Genomic DNA, 22,215 nt, shown 5'->3' with positions numbered 1-22,215 from the left:
CGTCGATAGGCCCGCCTGCTTCGCGTCCCGACCGCCATCGAGACGCTTCCAACCCCCTCAGGAGGAAGCATGGTGCGCAGGTTCCTCACCGCCGCCACTGTCGCCGCTACCGTTGCCGCCATCGGAGTCTGGGCCGCGCCCGCCAGCGCGATCCCCGCGCAGGAGCCCGGGGTGACCCTGCGCGTCTACGACGTACAGACCCCGCTCAGCGCCCTCTGCACCCTCAAGACCGGCCAGACCCCCAACGTCGACAAGCTGATGCCGACGATCAACTGGACCACCCCGGCCGACTTCGGATTCGACAACCTCTTCGTCTCGCAGGTCATCGCCAACGTCAACATCGCCACCGCCGGCAGCTACACGTTCCGGCTCAGCAGCGACGACGGCTCGCGCCTGGCGATCGACGGCGCGACCGTCATCAACCACGACGGCCTGCACGGCGCGACGCCGCCGAAGGAGGGCACCGTCACCCTCACCACCGGCTACCACGCGCTGCGCATCGACCACTTCGAGCGCGACGGCGGGCAGCAGATCACCCTCGAGTGGAAGACGCCCGGCTCGTCGGCGTTCGTGCTCGTGCCCAACTCGGTGCTCAGCACCGACGCCGGCGTCGTGCGGGTGACCGCGCCCGGCCGCAAGGAGTGCGAGGGCGCCGGCGACTCCCCCGGCGACGGCCTGCCGCTGACCTCGGTGCACCCCGGGTTCACGCTGACGAACCTGCGCCCGAGCGGCTTCGAGCCGAAGGTCACCGGCATGGACTGGCTGCCCGACGGGCGCCTCGTCATCTGCACCTGGGGCGGCAACGACCAGTCCGGCACGTCGCAGGCCGGCGAGGTCTGGATCCTCGGCAACACCGGCGGCGCGACCAGCCCGGGCAACGTCACCAGGAAGAAGATCGCCGGCAACCTGAAGGAGCCGATGGGGCTCAAGATCGTCGACGGCATCGTGTACGTCAGCGAGAAGGGCAAGCTGACCGCGCTCGTCGACACCACGGGTGACGAGGTCGCCGACCAGTACAACACCGTCGCCACCTGGCCGTTCAGCGGCGCGTTCCACGAGTTCGCGTTCGGCCTGCTGTACCGCGACGGCTACTTCTACCTGAGCCTGTCAGTGCCGATCGACTACGGCGGCGCGAGCACCGTCCCGCAGCCCGTGGCCAACCGTGGCACGTCCATCAAGGTGAACAAGGCGACCGGCGCCGTGGAGTACGTCGCCGGCGGCCTGCGCACGCCGCACGGCATCGGCTGGGGCCCGGAGAACGGCCTGTTCGTCACCGACAACCAGGGCGGCTGGCTGCCCTCGTCGAAGCTGGTGCAGATCAAGCCCGGCCGCTTCTTCAACCACTACAACACCCCCGCCGGCCCGTTCGACTACAACGCCGTCACGCCGCCGGTGCTGTACATGCCGCAGAACGAGATCGCGAACTCGCCGAGCACCCCGATCGTCATGCCCACCGGCGTGTACGCGGGCCAGCTGCTCATCGGTGACGTCACGTACGGCGGCCTGCAGCGCGCGTATCTGGAGAAGGTCAACGGCGAGTACCAGGGCGCGCTCTTCCGCATGACGCAGGGCCTGGAGGCCGGCATCTCCGAGGTGAACATCGGCCCCGACGGCGCGATCTACCTCGGCGGGCTCGGCGCCGGCGGCAACTGGGGCCAGTCGGGCAAGCTCCTCTTCGGCCTGCAGAAGCTGACCCCGAACGGCACCGCCGTGTTCGACATGCTCGCGATGCGGGCCACCGCCGCCGGGTTCGAGATCGAGTACACCCAGCCGCTGTCGGCGGCGACCGCGACGGATCTCGTCTCGAAGTACAAGTTCAAGCAGTGGCGGTACGAGCCGACCGCCGCCTACGGCGGCCCGAAGGTCGACGAGGAGAACCTGACCGTCACCGCCGCGACCCTGTCCGCGGACGGCAAGAAGGTCTCGCTGACCGTGTCGGGGCGCAAGCCGGGCCGGGTCGTGCACATGCGGTCGCCGCGGCCGTTCAGCTCGAGCAGCGGGCTGTCGCTGTGGAACACCGAGGCGTGGTACACGCTGAACTCCATCCCGGGCGGCGCCACCGTCGCCAACCTGGCGCTGAACGCGGCCGCGACCGCGGACAGCTCCTGCATCGCGGCGGAGAGCCCTGCGAAGGCCGTCAACGGCACCGTCTCCGGCGGCACCGCCGACAAGTGGTGCTCCAACAGCGCGAACAAGTGGCTGCAGGTCGACCTCGGCGCCGCCAAGTCGGTCGGCCAGATCGTCGTCCGGCACGCCGGCGCGGGCCGGGAGAACGTCGCGAACACCAGCAACTTCAGTCTGCTGACCAGCACCGACGGCACCACGTGGACGACCCGCGCGACCGTCACCGGCAACACGGCGAACATCACGACGCACAACTTCGCCGCGGTCTCCGCCCGGTACGTGCGGTTCACCACCACGGACGCCTACGCCCGCGTGTACGAGCTGGAGGTGTACTCGCAGACCGGCACGACGGCCGGCCCGATCACGGGTATCGCCGGCAAGTGCCTGGACATCGACAACGCCGGCACCGCCGACGGCACGAAGATCCAGCTGTGGACGTGCAACGGGACCGGCGCGCAGCGCTGGAGCCGGGTCGGCAACACGTACCAGGCGCTCGGCAAGTGCCTCGACGTCGACAACGCCGGCACCGCCAACGGCACCAAGGTCCAGCTGTGGACCTGCAACGGCACCGGCTCCCAGGTCTGGATGCCGCAGGCGAACGGCTCGATCCTGAACCCGCAGTCCGGCAAGGTCCTCGACGCCCTCGGCGGCGCCTCCGCCGACGGCACGCAGATCCACATCTGGGAGTACGCGAACGTGGCCAGCCAGCGATGGGTGGTCCCGGCCTGATCTTGCAGGGGGCCGCGGTCCCGCCGCGGCCCCCGTTCACCCTCCGAGGGCGATGGACTCTTCCCCCTACCGGCTCACGCTGAAGGGACCGGGACTAACCCCGGGTGAGAAGCTTCGGAGGTAGGCAATGGACGTCTCGTTCGGCGAAGTCGTGCTGTCGACCCTGTGGTTCATGCTCGTGTTCGCCTGGATCTGGCTGATGGTCAGCATCATCACCGATCTCTTCCGGGATCCGACTGTGTCCGGCTGGGGCAAGGCCGCCTGGACCGTGTTCCTGATCGTGCTGCCGTGGATCGGCGCACTGACCTACCTGATCGCCCGGGGTCGGTCGATGAACGAGCGGGCCGTGCAGCGCGCGCAGCAGCACGAGGCCCAGTTCCGGCAGTACGTGCGTGAGGCCGCTGCCGAGACTCCCGCGACACCACGGGTCGCCTCCAACGCCGACGAGTTCGCGAAGCTCGCCGACCTGCGGCAGCGCGGCGTGCTGACCGAGAGCGAGTACGAGCGGGCCAAGGCGTCGCTGCTCGGCTCCAACGGCGCCGCCGCACGCCAATCGGTCTGATCTCATTCATTTTCCAACGCGCCGCGGACTTCCTGGAGTTCGCGGCGCGCCCGCGTGTCCAGGACCGGGTACTGCGGGTCGATCCCGTCCAGCGCGTTGACGATGACCGCCGCGGCGGCGATGCGGGAGAACCACTTGTGGTCGGCCGGGATCACGTGCCACGGCGCGTGCTCGGTGCTGGTGTGCGTCAGCATGTCGGCGTAGGCCTGCTGGTACTGGCGCCAGTGCCCGCGCTCGCGGAGGTCGGCGGCGGAGAACTTCCAGTTCTTCTCCGGGCGGTCGATGCGGGCGAGCAGCCGCTTGCGCTGCTCCTCCTTGGACACGTTGAGGAACAGCTTCACGATCCTGAATCCGCTGTCGGTGATGTGCCGCTCGAAGTTGTTGATGGCCTGGAACCGGCGCCGCCACACCGCGCCCGTGCGGGCCTGCTGCGGCAGCCGCTGGCGGTCGAGCAGCTCGGGGTGCACCCGCACCACGAGGACCTCCTCGTAGTGCGACCGGTTGAAGATGGCGATCTCGCCGCGGGCCGGGAGGCGGGTGGCGTACCGCCACAGGAAGTCGTGGTCGAGCTCCTCCGCCGACGGCACCTTGAAGCTGTGCACCCGCACGCCCTGCGGATTGACGCCGCTCATCACGTGCCGGATCGTGCCGTCCTTGCCGGCCGCGTCGAGCGCCTGCAGCACCACGAGCAGCCCGTTGGTGTGCTGCGCGGCGAGCCGCGACTGGAAGTCGGCGAGCATGGCCACACCGCGCTGCAACAGTTCGGTCCCGGCCGCCTTGTCGATGAGGTCGCCGGTGTACCCGGGATCGAAGTCCTTCGGCAGGCGCACCTTCGAGCCGGGACGGACCCGCAGCGGGGCGATGAGTTCGGCGATGCGGTCGTGCGGCATGGAGCTCACCTCTCGTCAGAGCGCCGTTCGTACCCATGGCCGAGCCCGCCAACCGCCCGGCGACGCCGATCGCCCGCGCGCCTCACCCGGGAAGTGGCATAGTGTCGTCTCCGTGCAACGGGGACTCGCACCACTCGCGCTCGCCGTCCTGCTGGCCGCCGCGGGCTGCTCGGCACCGGGCACCGCCGGCTCGGCGGGCCAGGTCACCCCGTCGGCGCCACGGCCGGCCCCGAGCCGGTTCGTCGCCGCCTGCGCGGCCGCGGTCTCCCCCTCTGCTGCCGCCCCGTCCTCGTCTGCCGCCCCGTCCTCGTCTGCCGTCCCGTCCTCGTCTGCCGTCCCGTCGGCTCCGGCTTCCCTCGATCCCGGGGACCAGTTTCAGCTCAACGACCAGGCCAACAACGCGTTCCGGCAGCGCCGCGCGCTGCCTCCGCAGTACATGGCGGCGCTGCAACCGTGCGTGGAGCAGGTCGAGGCGGGACTGGCCCGGCTGCGCGCCGAGGGCCGCTTCGACGGTCCGTCGATCGAGGGGGTGCTGACCGGCGCCGGCCTCGCCGAGGTGGAGAGCCGCAAGCCCGGCCGGCTGGACGCCAACGCCGGCGGTGGGCTGCTGTTCTGCGGCAACTCCGGCATCGGGTACGTCTTCGGCGAGCACGGCCCGCCGCGCACCACGGTCGACGCGGGCGGCGGCATCGCCGACGGCGGATGCCTCCCGGCACCCGACTGAGTGCCGCGCGGGTGTCGGCTACCCGCCTGTGACGAGCGTCGCCCCAGGCGGATGCCTACGCTCCGCGCCATGAGACCTGCCCGGCGTCACACCGCCGCCATGCTCCTGCCGGCCACCGCCGCCGGCGTGCTGCTGCTCGCCGGCGCGCTGCTCGCCGGCTGCGACTCCGGCGGCGCACCGGCCGCGAGCCCCACCACCGGCACGGCCGCACCCGCGTCCACCGAGGACACCGCGTCCTCCGCCGCCGAGGACCCGCCCGCGTCGCTGCCGCCGGGCGCCCAGCCGGGCCTCGACGACTACGACGGCGACGGCCAGAAGGACCCGACCTGCGCGACCCAGGACTTCGGCGCCGGCCTCGTCCTGCGCATCCCGTGCCAGATCGGCAACGCCCACGACCCGGAGAACGACACCCGTCTCGTGAAGGACTCCCTGTACCGCCTGCCCGGCCCCGACGTCGACCTCACCGGCGTCTCCGGCTCGATCCTGGAGGCCCGCACCCCCGAAGGCGTCCACGTCTACATCGTCACCTTCAACAGCGACGCCCTCTTCGCCACCGGCAGCGCCGACATCGGCAGCACCGACACCCTCGACAACACCATCAAGGTCATCAACAAGCTCTACCCCAACGGCACGATCCAGGTCCGCGGCCACACCGACGCCACCGGCTCAGCCTCCGGCAACCAGACCCTCTCCCAGCGGCGCGCCGAAACGGTCCGCACGTACCTCACCAGCCACGGCGTCACGGCCAGCTCAGTCACGGCGGTCGGTCTCGGCAGCACCCAGCCCCTCGTCGAGGAGAAGAACACCGACGGCTCCGCGAGCACGGCAGGCCGCGCCTTCAACCGCCGTGTCGAGCTCGTCATCCGCCTCCCGAAGTAGCCCGGACCCCCCGCTCAGTTCCAGCCGGGCGCGAACCGTTGCATCACCTCGTTGCGCGCAAGGTCGGGGCGACGAGGGTGCCCGGTAATCATTGCCTGTACCAGCCGGTTGTCACTCCGACTCAAGAGCACATCGCGGGGTGGCGGGGCGGGCGTGGATCGGCACGGCGGGCCGGGTGGGCGGGGGCGGGGCACACTGGAGCGGTGACGAAGGCTCCGGGGACGGTGTGGCGTCTGACCCGTGCGACCGTCGCGGGCCTCGTGCCGGCGTCGCGGCGCCTGTGGCGGGCCGCGGCCGGGTTCACCCGGCGGCACCCGCGGGGCGTGGCGGCCTGGTCGCTGCTGGTGACCGCGCCGGTGTGGGCGGTCGCGTCGGCGCCGCTGCTGCCGCTCCCGCCGGCGGACCCGCCCGTGCTGGCGGCGGTCGCGGCGATCCAGGCGGAGCGGCCGGTGGGGTACCCGGTCGGCGGGATCGACATCTCCAGCCACGACCACCGGCAGTTCGGCATCCACTGGCCGACCGAGGTCGCGGCCGGCAGCGCGTTCGTGTACGTCAAGGCGACCGAGGGCAGCACGTACGTCAACCCGCACTTCGCGGCGGACTACTCGGCGGCGCGGCGGGCCGGGCGGTACGTCGGCGCCTACGTGTACGCGCGGCCGGACCGGGGTGACCCCGTCGGGCAGGCCGAGCACTTCCTGCGGCACGCCCGGTTCACCCGAGACGCGCGGACGCTGGTGCCGTTCGTCGACCTGGAGTGGCCGTACGCGGGGGTGCGCACCGACGCCTGCTACGGGCTCACGCCGGTGCAGATGCGGGCCTGGATCCACGCGTTCATCGACCGTATCGAGCGGGGCGTCGGCCGCAAGCCGATGATCTACACGAACACCAATTGGTGGAACCCGTGCACGGGCAACGACGCGTCGTTCGGCGACCATCCGCTGGACATCGCCGGGTACACCGCGAAGCCGCCGAAGCTGCCGGCCGGCTGGACGACGTTCGCGCTGTGGCAGTACCGGCCGGGCGACCCGGACGAGCGGCACAGCCATGACCGTGACGTCGTCAACGGCGAGCCCTCGGCGCTCCGGGCGCTGGCGTGGCCTCCCCCACCAGGGGCCTGACCGCCGCCGGGTGAGCATCGCAACGACGGAGATGCCATCGACCGTGTGTGATTCTTAGGCTGCTGGGCGTGACAAGGGACACGACGGCGGTCGTCATCGGGGCCAGCATCGGCGGACTGCTCGCCGCGCGGGTGCTCCGCGAGCACTTCGGCCGGGTCATGGTGCTCGACCGCGACACGCTCGGCGCGGCGCCGGCACACCGCCGCTGCGTGCCGCAGGACCATCAGCTGCACGTCCTGCTGGCCCGCGGGCGCACCGCGCTGGAGGAGCTGTTTCCCGGGCTTACCGCGCAGCTGCGCGACGCCGGGGCGCCGATGGTCGACCTGCACGGGCAGGTCCACTGGTACAACGACGGATACCTGATGCGGCGGGCGCCCTCGGACCTGGTCGCCGCCGGGGTCGGCCGGCCGCTGCTGGAGCACACCATCCGCGAGCGGGTCCTCGCGCTGCCCGGCGTGCGGCTGATGGCGCGGACCGACGTGACCGGTCTGGTGCTGTCCGCCGATGGCAGCGCCGTGACCGGGGTCCACCTGAGCACCGGCGGCACGCTGGCCGCGGACCTCGTCGTCGACGCCGGCGGCCGGGCGTCGCGCGGGCCGCTGTGGCTGTCGGCGGCCGGCTTCCCCGTACCGGCCGAGGAGCGGGTGCAGGTCGACGTCACGTACGTGACACGGCGGTACGAGTACCGGCCCGAACACCTCGACGGGATGTCCGGGGTGCTGACCAACGCGGTGCCCGGCGCGCCGCGGTCCGGCATCGCCGCGACGCAGGAGGACGGGCTCGTCGCCGTCGCGCTCAACGGCATGCTCGGCGAGCGCCCGCCGACCGACGACGCCGGGATGGCCGCGTTCGCCGACAGCCTCGCCGCGCCGCACCTGGCGACGATCATCCGGTGTGCGGTGCCGGCCGGCGATCCGGTGACGATGCGCTATCCGGCCAGCGTCCGGCGCCGGTACGAGCGGCTGCGACGCTTCCCGGAGGGCTACCTCGTCGTCGCCGACGCGCTGTGCAGCTTCAACCCGATCTACGGCCAGGGCATGACGGTCGCGGCGCTGGAGGCGCTCCTGCTGCGGCGCCTGCTCAACGCGTCCGGCGGCCGCACGGCCGGGCTCGCGCGGCGGTTCTTCCGGCAGGCCGCCCGCATCGTCGACGGACCGTGGTCGATCGCGGTCGGCACCGACCTGCGCTTCGCCGAGGTGCCGGGGCGACGGACGCTCAAGGTCCGGTTCGTCAACGCGTTCGTGCACCGGCTGCACCGCGCGGCGACCCGCGACGCGAACCTCGGTGCCGCGTTCCTGCGGGTGCTCAACCTCGTCGCGCCGCCGACGTCGCTGCTCACCCCCGGCACGATCCTGCGGGTGGTGTTCGGCGCCCGCGGCACGATCAGCCGGCCACGCACCCCGGCACCGGTCGCGGCGGAGCCCGCCGTCCGCGCCTAACCTCAGCCCTTCGTTATGGGCTGCCCACATAGTGGGTCAATAGAGAAAGATGCCGTCTGAGCTGGGAAGATAGGACTTGTCTAGGGTCATATCCATCCCGCCCGGAGGGCACCTGCATGGTGAAGCGTACCGGAGCGCGCCCGAAGATCGTGGTGAGTGGTGACGGGCGTGGCGTGGTCAGCCATGCCGGTGCCCGGCTCCTCGCCGATGTCGCCGCAGTGACCAGCCTTAGCCGACGTCAGATCGCGCTCTTCGAGTCTCCCATCGTGTCGAGGTCGCGGACGGCGAAGCTGTGGTGTGCCCACTCCTCGTTGAAGATGACCCGCAGGCACGCGGAGGCGGCACGAGGGGCCGGCGAAGGCCAGCCGGACGGCACCTCCGGCTCACGGACCCGGTCCAGGTCCTCCTGGGTGGCGGTGACGAGAAACTCCCGCACCTCGGCCATACGGTCGGCCCGGACCGCCGCCACCTCGGCGAGGCTCGGCTCGGCAGCCAGGTCCATGCCGAGGTCCGCGCCGTTGGTGATGAACGCCGCCGGCAGCCCGAGCGGATGGTACGGCCGGTCCCGCCCCAGCACCGCCTGGCCGAACCACAGGTCGGTGACCATCACCAGATGCCGCAGCGTCTGCACGAACGACCACTCCCCGTCCACCGACCGGTGAACGTCCTGCTCCGGCATCGATCCCGCCCGCGCCATCGTCGGCGCCCAGAACGCCTCGACCGTCTTCCACGCGATCCGCATACCGTCCGGCGTGGACGGACGCAGTCGCGTGCGCTCTGGGTGCAGACGGTCCAGCTCGGCCTCGACCAGCGGTGCAACCTCGACGCCGTTGACCCGCAGCCCGTCGATCACCCCGTCGAGGTCGGCGCCGTTGAGCAGGGCACCGCGGATCCGGACACCGCTCAGATCCACCTCGCGAAACACGCTGCCCGCAAAGTTCGTCTCGATGAACTCGGTGCCGCTCAGGTCATCCGGTCCGCTATAGGTTGCCATCGCCGGATCCTAGCCTCAGCCCTTCGTTATGGGCTGCCCACATGGTGGGTCAATAGAGAACAGGTGCCGTCTGAGCTGGGAAGATAGGACTTGTCTAGGGTCATATCCATCCCGCCCGGAGGGCACCTGCATGGTGAAGCGTACCGGAGCGCGCCGGAAGATCGTGGTGAGTGGTGACGGGCGTGGCGTGGTCAGCCATGCCGGTGCCCGGCTCCTCGCCGATGTCGCCGCAGTGACCGGCCTGACCGCGGCGTGCAGCGATGCGCTCGCCGGTGCGCGGCAGCGTCGCGGTGGTCACGATCCTGGTCGGGTCGCGGTCGATCTGGCCGTCATGCTGGCCGACGGTGGTGAGGCGATCGCGGACCTGGCCGTGCTGCGGGACCAGGCGCAGTTGTTCGGGCCGGTCGCGTCCGACCCGACCGCGTGGCGGCTGCTGTCCATGATGGACAGTGACATGCTGCGCCGGCTCGCCACCGCGCGGGCGCAGGCGCGGGAAACCGCTTGGGCGCAACGGATCGACGTCCGTAGCGGGCTGCCGGAAACGACCGCGGCCGGGCTACCCGTTCCCGGCCTGGTCCTCGATCTGGACGCCTCCATCGTCATCTACCATTCCGAGAAGGAGGCGGCCACCCCGACCTGGAAACGCTCGTTCGGCTACCACCCGCTGTCCTGCTTCCTGGACAACACCCGCGAAGCGCTGTCCGGGATGCTGCGTGAAGGGCGGGCCGGGTCGAACACCACCGCCGACCACATCACCGTCCTGGACGACGCGCTCACCCAGATCCCGGACCAGTTCCGGCACGGGACCGCATCCACCTTCGCATCGCCGAACATTGGCCCTGAGCAACAGATCTCGTCGCTGCGTACGGCCGTCTCGCCGCACTGCCCCGACCGGTCGGCCGAACCAACCCAACCGACCCTGCGATCAGCCCTGGAGGAACCCGGCCACGCGCCGGACCACCGTCACGCCCAAACGCCGAACCCCGGACCAAGAAAGATCAACTCTCAGAACACCGCCCTTGATCAACATTTAGCGAAAGACCGAGGCTAACGTCCATCTGGTGCCGGTCCGCACGACCCCTGCAGTCGTTGCCGCTGCCGAGGGGCGTGGCGCATGGCTGTGGGTCGGTGGCGCATGGCTGCGGGTCGCCGGGTCATGCGCCGCCGTCGTGGCCGGCGACAGACGGTCGCGGTCGCCGGGTCGTACGCCGCTGTCGTGGCCGGCGACGCTAGAACAGCAGTCCTGCGGCGACGTCTACGGCGACGTGGGCCGCGGCGTCGTCGGCGATGCGGTGCCGCTGCTGGGCGTGCTCCCAGTCGATGACGGCGAACGCAGGGTCGGCCGGGTCGACGCGGACGGGCAGCACGGCGCCGGGCCTGACGGTCCGGCGCAGCCGCTGCGGGACGACCTGCCGGACGACGGCGGTCGCGGTGCCGCCCGGGACCGGGACGGCGAGGGTGATGCGGGCGACCGGGTCGTCGTTCTCGGCGTTGTTCACGTTGTGGGCGGCGGTGACGGTGGCGAGGCAGGGCGTGCCGGTCCGCAGCACGTGCCGCTGCCGGGCGAAGCGCCGCGCGCCGATGACGAACAGCGGCACGCCGACGGCGAACAGCACGACGGTGACCCCGGCGACCGCCGCGGCCGCGATCAGATCGTCGCTGGTGGGTGCGGCGGGCAGCGTGACGAAGAGGAGGGCGGAGACGCCCGCGGTGACGAGGGCGACGAGCGTCAGGATGCAACCGGTGAGCCGCGCGAGGCCGGCGCCGGAGTTCAGGCTTGACATGCGGACCAGGATGCGGGCGGCGGCGGGCGCCGGTCAGTCGTGGCAGGACCAGGCGCGTTGTGGTGTCCGCACCACAACACCCAGGTCAGGGCCCTACTGCCGCAATGCCGACAGCGCCCGCGGCACGGTCCCCGGCGCGGGACGCCACCGATTCCATCTCGTGCAGGATTCTGGCGGCGTCGGACGGGGCGAGGAAGTGGCTGTCGACGTACACCGTCAGCTCCAGCACCTCGTCGGACCCGTCGACGTTGAGGAAGAAGCCGGACTGCGGGTCGTCGTGCGCGCTGACCCACGCGAACTCGCCGTCCGGACCGGCCGGGGGCGTGACGGGGCGCAGCGAGCCGCCGAACCGGCGGTCGTTGAAGTTCACGTCCAGGTCCACCCCGGCGCCCCGGTCGGCGGCGACGGCGGCGATGCGGGCCTCGAGGTCGCGCCGGTCGTAGTACGCGTACTTGTACGCCGCCATCGCCGCGCCGCGGGCCCTGCGCACGACGGTCCCGAGGTCGCCGGTCGTGTCGAGGACGCACAGGCCGTTCTGCGACACGGGGCTGACGCTGCCGTCGAGCTCGGCGCGGAAGCGGTTGCTCGCCATCAGCCGCAGCGGCAGCACGACAACGCCGGTCACCGCCGCGAACGCCGTCGCGAACACGGCCAGCAGCACGGCGGCCGTGTCGGTGCCGTGCTCCTCCGCCACGGCGAGCAGCGCCGCCGGGAGCGCCGTCGTGCGGTACACGCCCTGGTGGTAGCGGGGGCTGCGCACGTCCCGCGACGGCGCCACGACGGGCACGGGGATCTCCCGCAGCCGCGTCTCCCAGTGCCGCAGGGCGGCCTGGTTGTGCCGGCGCGCCGCCGGGAGCGCCTGCTGGCGTGCCTGTTCGAGCGGCGCGGCGCCCCGCACGGGCAGCGGGGTGCGGGCGGCGGTCTCGGCCATCATCACGACCGCGCCCGCACCGTCGAAGACCAGGTGCGACATGACCAGGACCGCATGGGTGCACCGGTCCCCGTCGACGACGGCCGCCATCCGCACCGGCCACCCGTGCTCATAGTCGAAGGGCGTCGTCCGAAACCGCTGGGCGACGGATTCCGCGTCGCCGTCGACGACCTCCAGGTCGATCGTGCCGCTTTCGTGCACCACCTGCCGCGGCAATCCATCGGCGGTTGGAATGAAGCGGGTGCGCATCGACTGGTAGCGCCCCATGAGGTAGGCGAGCTCACCGGCGACGTCCTCCACGGTCGCGCCGGGCGGCAGCGGCCGCGCCCCACCCATCGCGAACGACCGCCCGAGCCGGCGCATCTTCAGCCACACGTCGAGCTGGCCCCACGACAGTTCCCCGCTCCCGGATCCTTCCCCGGCGAACGGCACCACCACCGCATCCATGGCGGCCACTCTAAGGGAGCCGGCGCCGCTTGTACGGCTGTCGCGTTTGCAGGTTGTGTGCAGTCGCCCGTCGCCCGTCGACTGGCACTGGGAGCGGGGAGCAGCGCCTGGCGAGGGGCGCGGGCGCGGGGCACGGGCGCGGGCGCGGTGCGGGCGCGGTGCGCGGGCGCGGTGCGCGGGCGCGGGCGCGGTGCGGGCGCGGTGCGCGGGCGCGGGCGCGGTGCGCGGGCGCGAGGAGCGGTGCGCGGGCACCGGACGCGGGACGACGGAAGACGGACGCACCGGACGCGGGGCACACCGGGCGCGGGAGCGGTCCGAGGCCGCCGTCAGTGTCGAGAGCCCCTCCGAAGGGCCGGACGACGAGGTGTCAGGGCTTGGTGGCGAGGCCGCCCCAGAAGGCGTCGGGGACCTGTTCGGGGTCGCCGTCGGGGCGCCACAGGGCGACGGGCACGATGCCGTCGGATGTGGTGCTCCACGGGCCCAGCAGGTCGGCGAAGCGGGCGGGGGCGCGCATGTGGAAGCCGGGGCCCATCATCGCCAGGGCCTGCGGGAACGACTCGAGCTCGGTGCTGTCGAAGTCGAACGCCAGGCGGCTGCCGTCCGGGACGGCGTCGTGCATCGCATCGAGGGCGTGGGCGAGGGTCGCGTCGTCCAGGAACGCGGCGAGGCCAAGGAACACCAGGGCGACCGGGCTGCCGTCGAGCACCCGGGCGCGGGCTTCGGGGTCGATGCCGTCGAGATCCGTGGCGTCGCCGAGCGTGTAGGCGACGTCCGGGAGTCCGGCGACGAGGCTGCCGCCGGCGGCGACGATGTGCGGGTCGATGTCGGTGTAGAGGACGCGGGCGCCGGGGGCGTTCTCGTGGACGTTGCCACGGGTGGGGATGCCGGCGCCAAAGACGAGGAACCGGTCGATGCCTTCGGCGGCGAGGTGGCGCACCGCCCGGCCGGAGAACGCGCGCAGCGAGCGGAAGATGTCGGCGCACGGCCCGTACGCCGACTCGAACGCCTGCGCGGCGGCGACGTCGACCGGCAGGTGGTCGCTGCCGCCGAGCCAGTAGTCGATCATTCGTGCGGTACTGGGGGCGTCCGGCTCCGTCATGCGCTCCAGCATGCCCCGCCCGGACGGGCCCGCGCGACCGTCCCGGCGTGGCGCCACGCCGAAGCGGGCGGGTTGCCGGGTTTCCGTGCTCCCGAACGGTTGTCCGGGACCGCACGGGATCACGGGCGTTGCCGAGACGGTGACGGCGATCAGTACCGTGTGGGGCGTGACGCGGTTGGGGATCGACTTCGGGACGTCGACGACGGTGGCGGTGCTGGCGGTGGACGGCCGGGAGCCGCGGCCGCTGCTCTTCGACGGATCGCCGCTGATGCCGTCGGCGGTGTGCCTGGACGAGGGCGGCGGGCTGGTGGTGGGGCGGGACGCCCTGCACCTCGGGATGGCGAGCCCGGGCAGGCTGGAGCCCAACCCGAAGCGCCGCGTCGACGAGGCGTCGGTGCTGCTCGGCGACGCGGAGGTGCCCGTCACGCGGCTGTTCGAGGCGGTGCTGGACCGGGCGGTCGCGGAGGCGTCGGGGATGTCGGGCGGGCCGCTGACCGACGTCGTGGTCACGTGCCCCGCGGCGTGGGGTGAGCGGCGGCGGCAGGTGCTGCTCGAAGCGGCGCCGGCGGGCGCGCGGCTGGTGGCGGAGCCCGTCGCGGCGGCGCACTACTTCGCCGACGTGGCGGGGCACCGGGTGCCAGTGGGCGGCACGGCGCTCGTGTACGACTTCGGCGCCGGCACGTTCGACGCGTCGGTGGTGCGGCGCACGGAGGGCGGGTTCGAGCTGCTCGCGACGCTCGGGCTGGACGACACCGGCGGCCTCGACGTCGACGCGGCGGTCTTCGCGCACCTGCGGGACGTCGTGCCGGATCCGCAGGGGTACTGGCCGCGCCTCGCCAACCCCAAGGACGCCCTCGACCGGCGCGTGACGCAGCAGGTGTGGGACAACGTGCGGACGGCGAAGGAGATGCTGTCGCGGCTGCCGTCGACGCTGGTGCACCTGCCGCTGTTCAACGTGGAGGTGCCGCTGGACCGGGACACCCTCGGGCGGCTGGCGGAGCCGGTGCTGCGGCGGACCGTCGGCACGAGCGTGGAGGTGCTCGCCGTCGCGGGGCAGCCGATCTCGTCGCTGGCGGCGGTGTTCCTGGCGGGCGGGTCGAGCCGGATGCCTGCCGTGGCGGCCGCCCTGGACCAGGCGCTGGGGATCGCGCCGGTGGTGGTGGACCAGCCGGAGCTGGCGGTGGCGGAGGGAAGCCTGCGCGGCTTCGACCAACCGGCCACGCCAGCGCCCGTACCCGTCATGCCGGTAGCGCCTGTACCCGTCACGCCGGTAGCGCCCGTACCCGTCATGCCGGTAGCGCCCGTACCGGTCGAACGTGGCGCCGGCGGCGCGGCGGCCGGAGCGGCTGCTGGGTGGGCAGAACAGGCCGCGATCCAGACTTCCGGCGTCGCGGGGGAAACGGGTGTCCAGCCGGCAGCGCCGGTACATCAGCGAAAACGCGACAAAGGGCGGCTGCTGCTGGCCGGTGGCGCCGCGGCGCTGCTCCTGCTCGCCGGTGGTGGCGGTGCCTACGCGTGGTCGCAGCGGCCGGACGGGGTGCGGGCCGCCGCGCTTCCGGTGGTCCTGCCCACGCCCTCGGCGTCCCCGTCTCCGTCGGTGTCGCCGTCGCCGACCGTGAGCGTGGCGGCCGGGCTGGACCCGTGCCTGGTCGGGCGGTGGCGGCAGACGAGCAGCGAGATCCACGTCAACAACGGCTCGAAGCGGCAGCAGTTCAGCGGGGGCGCCGGCATCGTGCAGGAGTTCGACGGCGCCGGGCGCATGTCCTACGACGCCAACGCCTCGCAGCCTTACAAGGCCACGTTCGACGGGGCAAACTGGACCGAGACGCTCCGCGGCGTGGTCACCGGCAACTACCGCATCCTCGACGGCGCGGTGGTCCTCAGTGGACTGTCCGGTGAGGTCAGTTGGGTCATCGACCGCAACGGGAAGCGCAACAACACCGGCAAGGGCACGCTCGCCGTGAAGCCCGAACGGTACGTGTGCGAGGCGCAGAAGCTCATCCAGTACGGTCCCGACGGCGACTACACCAACGAGCTCGAGCGGATCGGCTAGGTGGCGAGGTGGGCGCGCAGCGCCGACGCGAGCTCGTCCTGCCGCCGCTCGCTGACCCGCTCCCCCTCGGGCACGCCCAGGTAGCCGAAGACGCGCGGGCCGCGACGGTCGTCGGGCTGGTCGGGCATCCGCGGCACGATGTGGAAGTGCACGTGGGCGAAGCCCTCCTTCTCGGCGAACTGCACCACGTAGGTCTTCACGCATCCGGTCACCGCCGTCAGCGCCCGCGACAGCCGGACCTGCCACAGGCCGAGCCCCGCCGCCTCCGCGTCGGTCAGGTCGGCGACCGTCGTCACGTGCCGGCGGGGCACCAGCACCAGCCAGCCCGGCAGGCTCGTGTCGAAGCAGTGGGCGGCCCGCCAGTGCTCGTCGGCGGCGATGCGCTCGCGCGGCGGGGCGACGGCCTGTCCGTTCTGGCGGCACGAGAAACAGTCCATCCACCGACCCTAGTGGACAATGGGCGGCATGCGGATCGAGATGGTCACGGGCGACATCACCGCCGAGCGGGTGGACGCCATCGTCAACGCGGCGAACACGTCGCTGCTGGGCGGCGGCGGGGTGGACGGCGCGATCCACCGCAAGGGCGGGCCCGCGATCCTCGAGGAGTGCCGCGCGCTGCGGGCCAGCCGGTACGGGCGGGGGCTGCCGGTCGGGCAGGCCGTCGCGACGACCGCCGGGCGCCTCCCCGCCCGGTGGGTGATCCACACGGTCGGGCCGGTGTGGAGCGCGACCGAGGACCGGTCGGCGCTGCTACGGGGCTGCTACGAGCGCTCGCTGGAGGTCGCCGGCGGGCTGGGCGCGGCGTCGGTGGCCTTCCCGTTGATCTCGTCCGGCGTGTACCGGTGGCCGAAGGAGGACGCCGTCGCGCAGGCCCTCGCGGGTATGCGCACCGCGCCGGCCGGCGTCGAGCTGCTCCGGCTCGTCCTGTTCGACGACGAGACGCGGCAGACCGCCGAGCGCGTGCTCCAGACGCTGGAGCGCTGACCGCGCCGGTTTGCCCCGCTTTGTTACCACGGGGTAACCCATTCATCCATGTAACGCTATACATGCACCATGCGCGCCCGCCTGACTGTTCTGCTGCTGGTCGCAGCGCTGCTCACCGTGCTGCCCGACCGCACCCCCGCGTCCGCCGCGCCGCCCGCCGGCGGCATGACGGGCACCCAGCTGACCACCGCGTTCAACACCTACGGCGACACCAGCGGGAGGTGGAGCGGGGCGGACAGCACGGCGTCGGTCCTGCTGCCCGACGGCCGGATCGTGTGGCTGTTCTCCGACACGCTGCTCGGCACCGTCAACGCCGACCACAGCCGCCCGCGCAGCTCGCCGTTCATCAACAACTCGATGGTGGTGCAGGACGGCAGCGCGCCGACCACGACCCTGACCGGCGGGACCACGAGCGCGCCGCAGGCGCTGCTGCCGCAGACGGCCGACGGGCAGTTCTACTGGGTCGGCGACGGCGAGGTCGAAGGATCGAACCTGCGGGTGGTCTACAACCGCTACCGCCGCACCGGCACGGGCAGCCTCGACGTGGCGCTCAGCGGCACGGTGCTGGCGACGTTCGCGCTGCCGTCGCTCGCGCTGACCGGGGTCACCGACCTGACCCCGGCGGTCGGCAGCACCGTCACCTGGGGCGCGCAGCTGGTGACCGACGGCGGCTTCACGTACATCTACGGCTCCGACTACGCGCAGGCCGACGGCATGCGCTTCGCGCGGCTCGCCAGGGTCCCGGCGGGCGGCCTGAGCGGCCCATGGGAGTTCTGGAACGGCACCGGCTGGACGACGAGCGCCGCCGGATCCGCGCGGCTGCCCCTGTCGGGCGTCGGCACCGCGTACGGCGTCCAGAAATACAACGGGCAGTGGATTCTCGTCACGGTCGAGAGCAACATCGTGTTCAACGCGCAGGTCGTCGCCTACACCGCGAGCAACCCGTGGGGCCCGTTCAGCGGCCCCGTCGACCTGCTGACCGCGCCCGAGCCGGCGAACCAGTCCGGGGTCATCGTCTACGACGCCCACGTGCATCCCGAGCTGGCGCCGTCCGGGAAGCTGCTGGTGTCATACAACGTGAACTCCCTCAACGACGGGGACCTCTACGACGACGCCCGTATCTACCGCCCGCGCTTCGCCGACATCGCGTGGCCGCGGCCGGTGCCCGACCCGGCGACCGTCCCGGCCGCGCCGGCGTCGCTCACGGCGACCGCGTCCAGCGCCGGCACGGTCGCGCTGTCGTGGCCCGGCAGCAGCCCGTCCTATGTGGTGTATCAGCGCGACGTCACGGTCGGGCAGACGCACTTCGCCCGGGTCGCGCAGCCGACCACCGCGAGCGCCACGCTCGGCGGCTTCAAGACCGCGCACACCTACGAGTTCAAGGTGGCCGCCCGCAACGCCAACGGCGAAGGGCCGGCGTCGCCGGTGCGCAGCGTGCTGGTGACGATCGCGCCGCCGGCCGCGCCGACCGGTCTCACCGCCACCCCGCAGAGCGACGGCAGCGTCAACCTGAGCTGGTCGGCGGTGCCGAACGCGTGGCGCTACGACGTGTCCCGCCGCGACCTGACCGCCGGTGAGACCGAGTACGTCGAGGTGAGCGACCCGACCCCGGCCGACACGACGGCGACCATCGCGTGGCTGGCCAACGACCACCAGTACGAGTTCGTGGTCACCGCCTCGCACGGCGGCGGGAAGTCCCCGTACTCCACGTCGGCCAAGGCGACCGTGCACTACACCGTGCCGCCCGCGCCGGCGAACCTGACCGCCGTGGCGCAGGGCGACGGCACCATCAAGCTCGACTGGACCAGCACCGCGAGCAACGTCTACTTCTGGGTGTACCAGCGGGACGTGACCAACGGCGAGGCCGACTTCACGAAGCTGCCGCTGCCGACGACCGCGCTCACTCTGACCGCGGGGTACCTCGCGCACAACCACCGCTACGAGTTCAAGATCGTCGCGAACAACCTCGGCGGTGACTCGCCGCCGTCGAACCTGGCCCAGGCGACCGCCGTCTACCCGGCACCGGCCGCGCCCGCGAACCTGCGCGCGGTCGCCGGCAACGGGCAGGTGCAGCTCACCTGGGACACCAGCCCCACGCCGGATGTGTGGTACTGGGTGTACCAGCGGGACGTGACCGCCGGTGAGGCGACGTTCCAGCAGCTGCCGCTCCCGATCTCGACGTGCTGCACGATGACCGCCGGGTATCTGGTCAACGGGCACCAGTACGAGTTCAAGGTGACCTCGGTGGCGGCCGGCGGCGAGTCGGGGCCGACGAACCTGGTGCGGGCCACGCCGAACCTCCCGCTGCCGCCGCAGGTGACCGGGGTGACCGCGACGACCCGCAGCGACGGCCAGATCGGCCTGTCGTGGGCGTCGGCCGGGCCCGACCTGTACTACTGGATCGCGATGCGGGACGTGACCGCCGGCGGCGCGATGACCCGCCTGTCGCTGCCGACGACCGCGCTGTCATTCACCGCCGGGTACCTCACCCACAACCACGTCTACGAGTTCACGGTGACCGCCGCGAACTCCGCCGGCGAGGGCCCGGCGTCGGCGACGGCCCGCGCCACGGCACGGTTCTCGCCGCCGCCGGCGCCGACCGGGTTGACGGCGATCGCGGCCGGTGACGGCACGATCGACCTCGACTGGGACGCGCCCGCGCCGAGCCTGTACTACTGGGTGTACTACCGGGACGTGACCGCCGGCGCCGGGTTCGCGAAGTCGGGCCTGCCGACCGACAAGACGTCGGCGTCGTGGGGCCCGCTGGTCAACGGGCACGTCTACGAGTTCAAGGTCACCGGCGAGAACCAGGGCGGCGAGGGCCCGGCGTCCGCGACCGCGCGGGCCACGTCGACCGGCGGGCTGCCGAAGGCCCCGAGCGGGCTGAGCGCGACCGCCGGGGACGGGCAGGTGACGCTGCGCTGGACGGCGTCGGGCACCGCGAACGTCTACTACTGGGTCGAGTACCGCCCCGCCGGCGGCACCTGGCAGCGCCTGCAGTACCCGGTGACGACGTGCTGCGCGTACACCGTCGGGCTGCTCGCCAATGGCACCACGTACGAGTTCCGGGTCCGGGCCAACAACGTCTCCGGCGACAGTCCGGCGTCCAATGTGGCCAGTGCCCGGCCGCTGCCGCCGCTGCCCGCCGCGCCGACCGGGCTGACCGCGGCGGTCGGCGACGGGCGGATCACGCTGCGCTGGACGGCGTCGAGCACCCCGAACGTCTACTACTGGGTCGAGTACCGGCCCGCCGGCGGCGTCTGGCAGCGCCTGGAGTACCCGCTGTCGACCTGCTGCACGTTCACGGTGACGTACCTGACGAACGGCACGTACTACGAGTTCCGGCTGCGGGCCACGAACCTCGCCGGTGACTCGGCGCCATCGGTGGCCGCGGGTGCCCGGCCGATGCCGCCGCTGCCGACCGCGCCGGGCAGCCTGAGCGCGGCGGCGCAGGGCGACACCGCGGTGCGCCTCAGCTGGACCGCGTCGAGTCCGTCCAATGTGTACTACTGGATCTACTACCGCTATGCGGGGACCTCGGCGTGGACCCGTGCCGCGTACCCGGTCACCACCTGTTGCACGTTCACGATGAGCCTGCTGACGCCGGGCCGCACCTATGACTTCATGCTGCGGGCGGAGAACCTCGCCGGGCTCAGCGGCAACTCCAACGTGTCCTCGGCGACGCTCACCATCATCACGCCGGGCACGCCCGGCGGCGTGCGGGCGTACCCGACGTCGACCAGCACTTCGGTGTCGACGGTGACGGTCGCCTGGAGCGCGGCCGCGAACGCGACCGGCTACTCCATCGAGGCCCGGGCGTGCCGTGGCGGCGGTTGGCAGACCATCAAGATGATGATCACCGGCACGACGTCGACGGTGAGCTACACGACCGGCTGCTACGAGTACCGGGTCGTGGCGGACCGGTTCGGCAAGTACGGCGGGCGCAGCGGCTCCGTGATCGCGTTCGGGCCGGTCGACGACTACCCGTGGGCCGACTACTGGTTCCCGTACCTGGACCCGTACGAGTTCGTGAAGAAGCAGTGCACGTCGTTCGTGGCATCACGCGTCGACAAGTACTACTCCCGCAAGCCGCCGAACTTCAACGGCATCAACTACTACAACGCCAAGAACTGGGACGAGGCCACCGCGAAGTACGGCGGCGCGATCAGCCACACCGCGGCGCCGGGCGCGATCGCCCAGTGGAACGGCGGCCAGTACGGGCACGTGGCCTGGGTGTCCGGTGTGGACGGTGGGATGGTGTTCCTGGAGGAGTACAACTTCAACAACCCGGAGGCCTACGGGCGCCGCTGGGTGTCGGCCTCCTCCGTGGACAACTTCCTGCTCGTCAACTGACGCCCTGCCGGGCCGGGCCGTTTCTCACGGGCCGGCCCGGCCGGACGATGCCGTGCCGGACCAGGCTGTCGGCCATCTCGACGATGGATTCCTTCGCGGGACGGGGAGTCCAGCCGAGCTCGCCGGCGGCCTTCTCCGCGCTGACGAGGGCCGGCACGCCGACGTAACCCAACGCCAGACGGATTGTCCGGTCGAAGCGGGCGACCGTCCACATGAGCCAGCGCGGCATGCGGGCGGTCGGCACGCGGTAGCCCTGCGGGCCGAACTCGGCGGCGAGCACCGCCGCGATCTCCTCCATCCAGCGGTGCTCGCCGGCGACGATGTACCGGTTTCCGGCGGCCGCGGGCGTCTCCATGGCCAACCGGTGCGCCCGCGCCACGTCGCGGACGTCGACGACGGCGAAGCCCAGCCGCGGCACGGCCGGCATCCCGCGGCTGAGCAGCAGCCGGATCACCTCGGCGGACGTCGTGCGCATCGGCCGCTGCAGCGGGCCGAGGACCAGCCCGGGGTTGACGGCGACGAGCTCCAGGCCGTGCTCGCGGGCGATCGCCCACGCGGCCCGTTCGGCGAGCACCTTGCTCTTCGGGTAGGCGCCTGCGCCGGATGCGTCGGGCCAGTCCTGCTCGGTGAACACCTGGCCGGCGGTGCCGTGGCCGTGGCGGACGGCGTCGATGGACGAGGTGAGCACGACCCGCCGGACCGTGCCCGATGCGGCGGCGGCGCGCAGCACCCGCACGGTGCCGTCGACGGCGGGCCGGACGACCTCGTCCTCGGTGCGCGGCGCCGACGGCGGGTTGGGCGAGGCGACGTGCCAGACGGCCGTGCAGCCGGCGACCGCCTCGGCCCACCCGGCGTCGGTGTCGAGGCTCGCCCGGACGACCTCGAACGCGCCGCCGGTCCGGTCGGCGATCTCCCGCAGGTGAGCGACGTCGGCGGTGGCCGGGTCGCGGACCGTCCCCCGCACGGCGTAGCCGTGGGTGAGCAGCTCCTCGATGCAGTGCCCGGCGATGAAGCCGGTGGCGCCGGTGACGAGCACCGTTCCGTTCGACACGACGAACCCCAATCTAAGCGCCGTTTAGAATCTAAGCACTGTATAGTCGGCTTC

16 protein-coding genes and 1 pseudogene are annotated in these 22,215 nt (G+C 72.3%); 10 read left to right on the top strand and 7 right to left on the bottom strand.

Features of this window, described 5'->3' with window-relative positions:
* The first annotated feature begins 69 nt into the window (after nt 1–69).
* Nucleotides 70–2,853 carry a ricin-type beta-trefoil lectin domain protein gene (locus tag AB0I21_RS47460; RefSeq protein WP_360571051.1) on the top strand — a complete coding sequence of 928 codons (2,784 nt, stop codon included), beginning with the start codon at nt 70–72 and terminating at the stop codon, nt 2,851–2,853.
* A 127-nt stretch (nt 2,854–2,980) separates the two neighbouring features.
* A complete protein-coding gene (locus AB0I21_RS47455; protein WP_360571049.1) occupies nt 2,981–3,415 on the top strand; it encodes a PLDc N-terminal domain-containing protein in 435 nt (144 codons plus the stop codon).
* Nucleotides 3,416–3,417: 2 nt separating this feature from the next.
* Here AB0I21_RS47455 and AB0I21_RS47450 read toward each other — a convergent pair whose 3' ends face one another.
* Nucleotides 3,418–4,305, bottom strand: a complete 888-nt coding sequence (locus AB0I21_RS47450) for a polyphosphate kinase 2 family protein (protein WP_360571047.1) — start codon at nt 4,303–4,305, stop codon at nt 3,418–3,420.
* Between the two features lie 112 nt (nt 4,306–4,417).
* On the opposite strand from AB0I21_RS47450, the gene AB0I21_RS47445 reads away from it, so the two are divergent.
* The 4 genes from AB0I21_RS47445 (at nt 4,418) to AB0I21_RS47430 (ending at nt 8,465) form a co-directional block, all read left to right on the top strand.
* Nucleotides 4,418–5,029 (top strand): hypothetical protein, encoded by a 612-nt coding sequence (locus AB0I21_RS47445; protein WP_360571045.1) that lies wholly within the window; start codon nt 4,418–4,420, stop codon nt 5,027–5,029.
* Between the two features lie 69 nt (nt 5,030–5,098).
* Complete coding sequence (locus AB0I21_RS47440) at nt 5,099–5,908, top strand: OmpA family protein (RefSeq protein WP_360571043.1); 810 nt, start codon at nt 5,099–5,101, stop codon at nt 5,906–5,908.
* A gap of 203 nt (nt 5,909–6,111) precedes the next feature.
* Nucleotides 6,112–7,026 carry a GH25 family lysozyme gene (locus AB0I21_RS47435; RefSeq protein ID WP_360571041.1) on the top strand — a complete coding sequence of 305 codons (915 nt, stop codon included), beginning with the start codon at nt 6,112–6,114 and terminating at the stop codon, nt 7,024–7,026.
* 68 nt (nt 7,027–7,094) lie between these two features.
* Nucleotides 7,095–8,465, top strand: a complete 1,371-nt coding sequence (locus AB0I21_RS47430; RefSeq protein ID WP_360571039.1) for a squalene monooxygenase — start codon at nt 7,095–7,097, stop codon at nt 8,463–8,465.
* Nucleotides 8,466–8,703: 238 nt separating this feature from the next.
* On the opposite strand, the gene AB0I21_RS47425 is transcribed toward AB0I21_RS47430, so the two are convergent.
* Complete coding sequence (locus tag AB0I21_RS47425) at nt 8,704–9,459, bottom strand: DinB family protein (protein ID WP_360571037.1); 756 nt, start codon at nt 9,457–9,459, stop codon at nt 8,704–8,706.
* A 130-nt stretch (nt 9,460–9,589) separates the two neighbouring features.
* Between AB0I21_RS47425 and AB0I21_RS47420 the strand changes: the two are divergent.
* Nucleotides 9,590–10,267: pseudogene (locus AB0I21_RS47420) on the top strand (transposase); the annotation flags it as partial.
* 421 nt (nt 10,268–10,688) lie between these two features.
* Here AB0I21_RS47420 and AB0I21_RS47415 read toward each other — a convergent pair.
* From AB0I21_RS47415 to AB0I21_RS47405, 3 genes are all read right to left on the bottom strand, one after another.
* Nucleotides 10,689–11,243 carry a DUF3592 domain-containing protein gene (locus tag AB0I21_RS47415; protein ID WP_360571035.1) on the bottom strand — a complete coding sequence of 185 codons (555 nt, stop codon included), beginning with the start codon at nt 11,241–11,243 and terminating at the stop codon, nt 10,689–10,691.
* An 85-nt stretch (nt 11,244–11,328) separates the two neighbouring features.
* Entirely contained in the window at nt 11,329–12,621 is a 1,293-nt protein-coding gene (locus AB0I21_RS47410) for a condensation domain-containing protein (RefSeq protein ID WP_360571033.1), read from the bottom strand.
* 367 nt (nt 12,622–12,988) lie between these two features.
* Nucleotides 12,989–13,720 (bottom strand): SAM-dependent methyltransferase, encoded by a 732-nt coding sequence (locus AB0I21_RS47405; RefSeq protein WP_360571031.1) that lies wholly within the window; start codon nt 13,718–13,720, stop codon nt 12,989–12,991.
* Nucleotides 13,721–13,886: 166 nt separating this feature from the next.
* On the opposite strand from AB0I21_RS47405, the gene AB0I21_RS47400 reads away from it, so the two are divergent.
* On the top strand, nt 13,887–15,773 hold the full coding sequence (locus AB0I21_RS47400) for an Hsp70 family protein (protein WP_360571029.1): 1,887 nt from the start codon (nt 13,887–13,889) through the stop codon (nt 15,771–15,773).
* On the opposite strand, the gene AB0I21_RS47395 is transcribed toward AB0I21_RS47400, so the two are convergent.
* Nucleotides 15,770–16,210, bottom strand: a complete 441-nt coding sequence (locus tag AB0I21_RS47395) for an HIT family protein (RefSeq protein WP_360571027.1) — start codon at nt 16,208–16,210, stop codon at nt 15,770–15,772. The two genes, AB0I21_RS47400 and AB0I21_RS47395, sit on opposite strands and share 4 nt — an antisense overlap.
* Nucleotides 16,211–16,238: 28 nt before the next feature.
* On the opposite strand from AB0I21_RS47395, the gene AB0I21_RS47390 reads away from it, so the two are divergent.
* Nucleotides 16,239–16,757, top strand: a complete 519-nt coding sequence (locus AB0I21_RS47390) for an O-acetyl-ADP-ribose deacetylase (protein WP_360571025.1) — start codon at nt 16,239–16,241, stop codon at nt 16,755–16,757.
* A 69-nt stretch (nt 16,758–16,826) separates the two neighbouring features.
* Nucleotides 16,827–21,110 (top strand): fibronectin type III domain-containing protein, encoded by a 4,284-nt coding sequence (locus AB0I21_RS47385; RefSeq protein WP_360571023.1) that lies wholly within the window; start codon nt 16,827–16,829, stop codon nt 21,108–21,110.
* On the opposite strand, the gene AB0I21_RS47380 is transcribed toward AB0I21_RS47385, so the two are convergent.
* The gene (locus AB0I21_RS47380; protein WP_360571021.1) at nt 21,103–22,161 is read right to left on the bottom strand and encodes an NAD-dependent epimerase/dehydratase family protein; all 1,059 of its coding nucleotides are present in this window, start codon (nt 22,159–22,161) and stop codon (nt 21,103–21,105) included. The genes AB0I21_RS47385 and AB0I21_RS47380 overlap by 8 nt on opposite strands.
* Nucleotides 22,162–22,215: the final 54 nt, after the last annotated feature.

It is taken from the genome of Dactylosporangium sp. NPDC050588, from assembly GCF_040654975.1.
GTDB classification, from domain to species: Bacteria; Actinomycetota; Actinomycetes; order Mycobacteriales; family Micromonosporaceae; genus Dactylosporangium; species Dactylosporangium maewongense.
Note: the sequence above shows the minus strand (reverse complement) of the source record. Positions and strands in the feature narration are given on the sequence as shown.

What these genes read in the sequence shown, in the direction of transcription:
- AB0I21_RS47460 (WP_360571051.1), top strand. Translation starts at nt 70, where the DNA reads ATGGTGCGCAGGTTCCTCACCGCCGCCACTGTCGCCGCTACCGTTGCC.
- AB0I21_RS47455 (WP_360571049.1), top strand. Translation starts at nt 2,981, where the DNA reads ATGGACGTCTCGTTCGGCGAAGTCGTGCTGTCGACCCTGTGGTTCATG.
- AB0I21_RS47450 (WP_360571047.1), bottom strand. Translation starts at nt 4,305, where the DNA reads ATGCCGCACGACCGCATCGCCGAACTCATCGCCCCGCTGCGGGTCCGT.
- AB0I21_RS47440 (WP_360571043.1), top strand. Translation starts at nt 5,099, where the DNA reads ATGAGACCTGCCCGGCGTCACACCGCCGCCATGCTCCTGCCGGCCACC.
- AB0I21_RS47425 (WP_360571037.1), bottom strand. Translation starts at nt 9,459, where the DNA reads ATGGCAACCTATAGCGGACCGGATGACCTGAGCGGCACCGAGTTCATC.
- AB0I21_RS47415 (WP_360571035.1), bottom strand. Translation starts at nt 11,243, where the DNA reads ATGTCAAGCCTGAACTCCGGCGCCGGCCTCGCGCGGCTCACCGGTTGC.
- AB0I21_RS47410 (WP_360571033.1), bottom strand. Translation starts at nt 12,621, where the DNA reads ATGGATGCGGTGGTGGTGCCGTTCGCCGGGGAAGGATCCGGGAGCGGG.
- AB0I21_RS47405 (WP_360571031.1), bottom strand. Translation starts at nt 13,720, where the DNA reads ATGACGGAGCCGGACGCCCCCAGTACCGCACGAATGATCGACTACTGG.
- AB0I21_RS47395 (WP_360571027.1), bottom strand. Translation starts at nt 16,210, where the DNA reads ATGGACTGTTTCTCGTGCCGCCAGAACGGACAGGCCGTCGCCCCGCCG.
- AB0I21_RS47390 (WP_360571025.1), top strand. Translation starts at nt 16,239, where the DNA reads ATGCGGATCGAGATGGTCACGGGCGACATCACCGCCGAGCGGGTGGAC.
- AB0I21_RS47385 (WP_360571023.1), top strand. Translation starts at nt 16,827, where the DNA reads ATGCGCGCCCGCCTGACTGTTCTGCTGCTGGTCGCAGCGCTGCTCACC.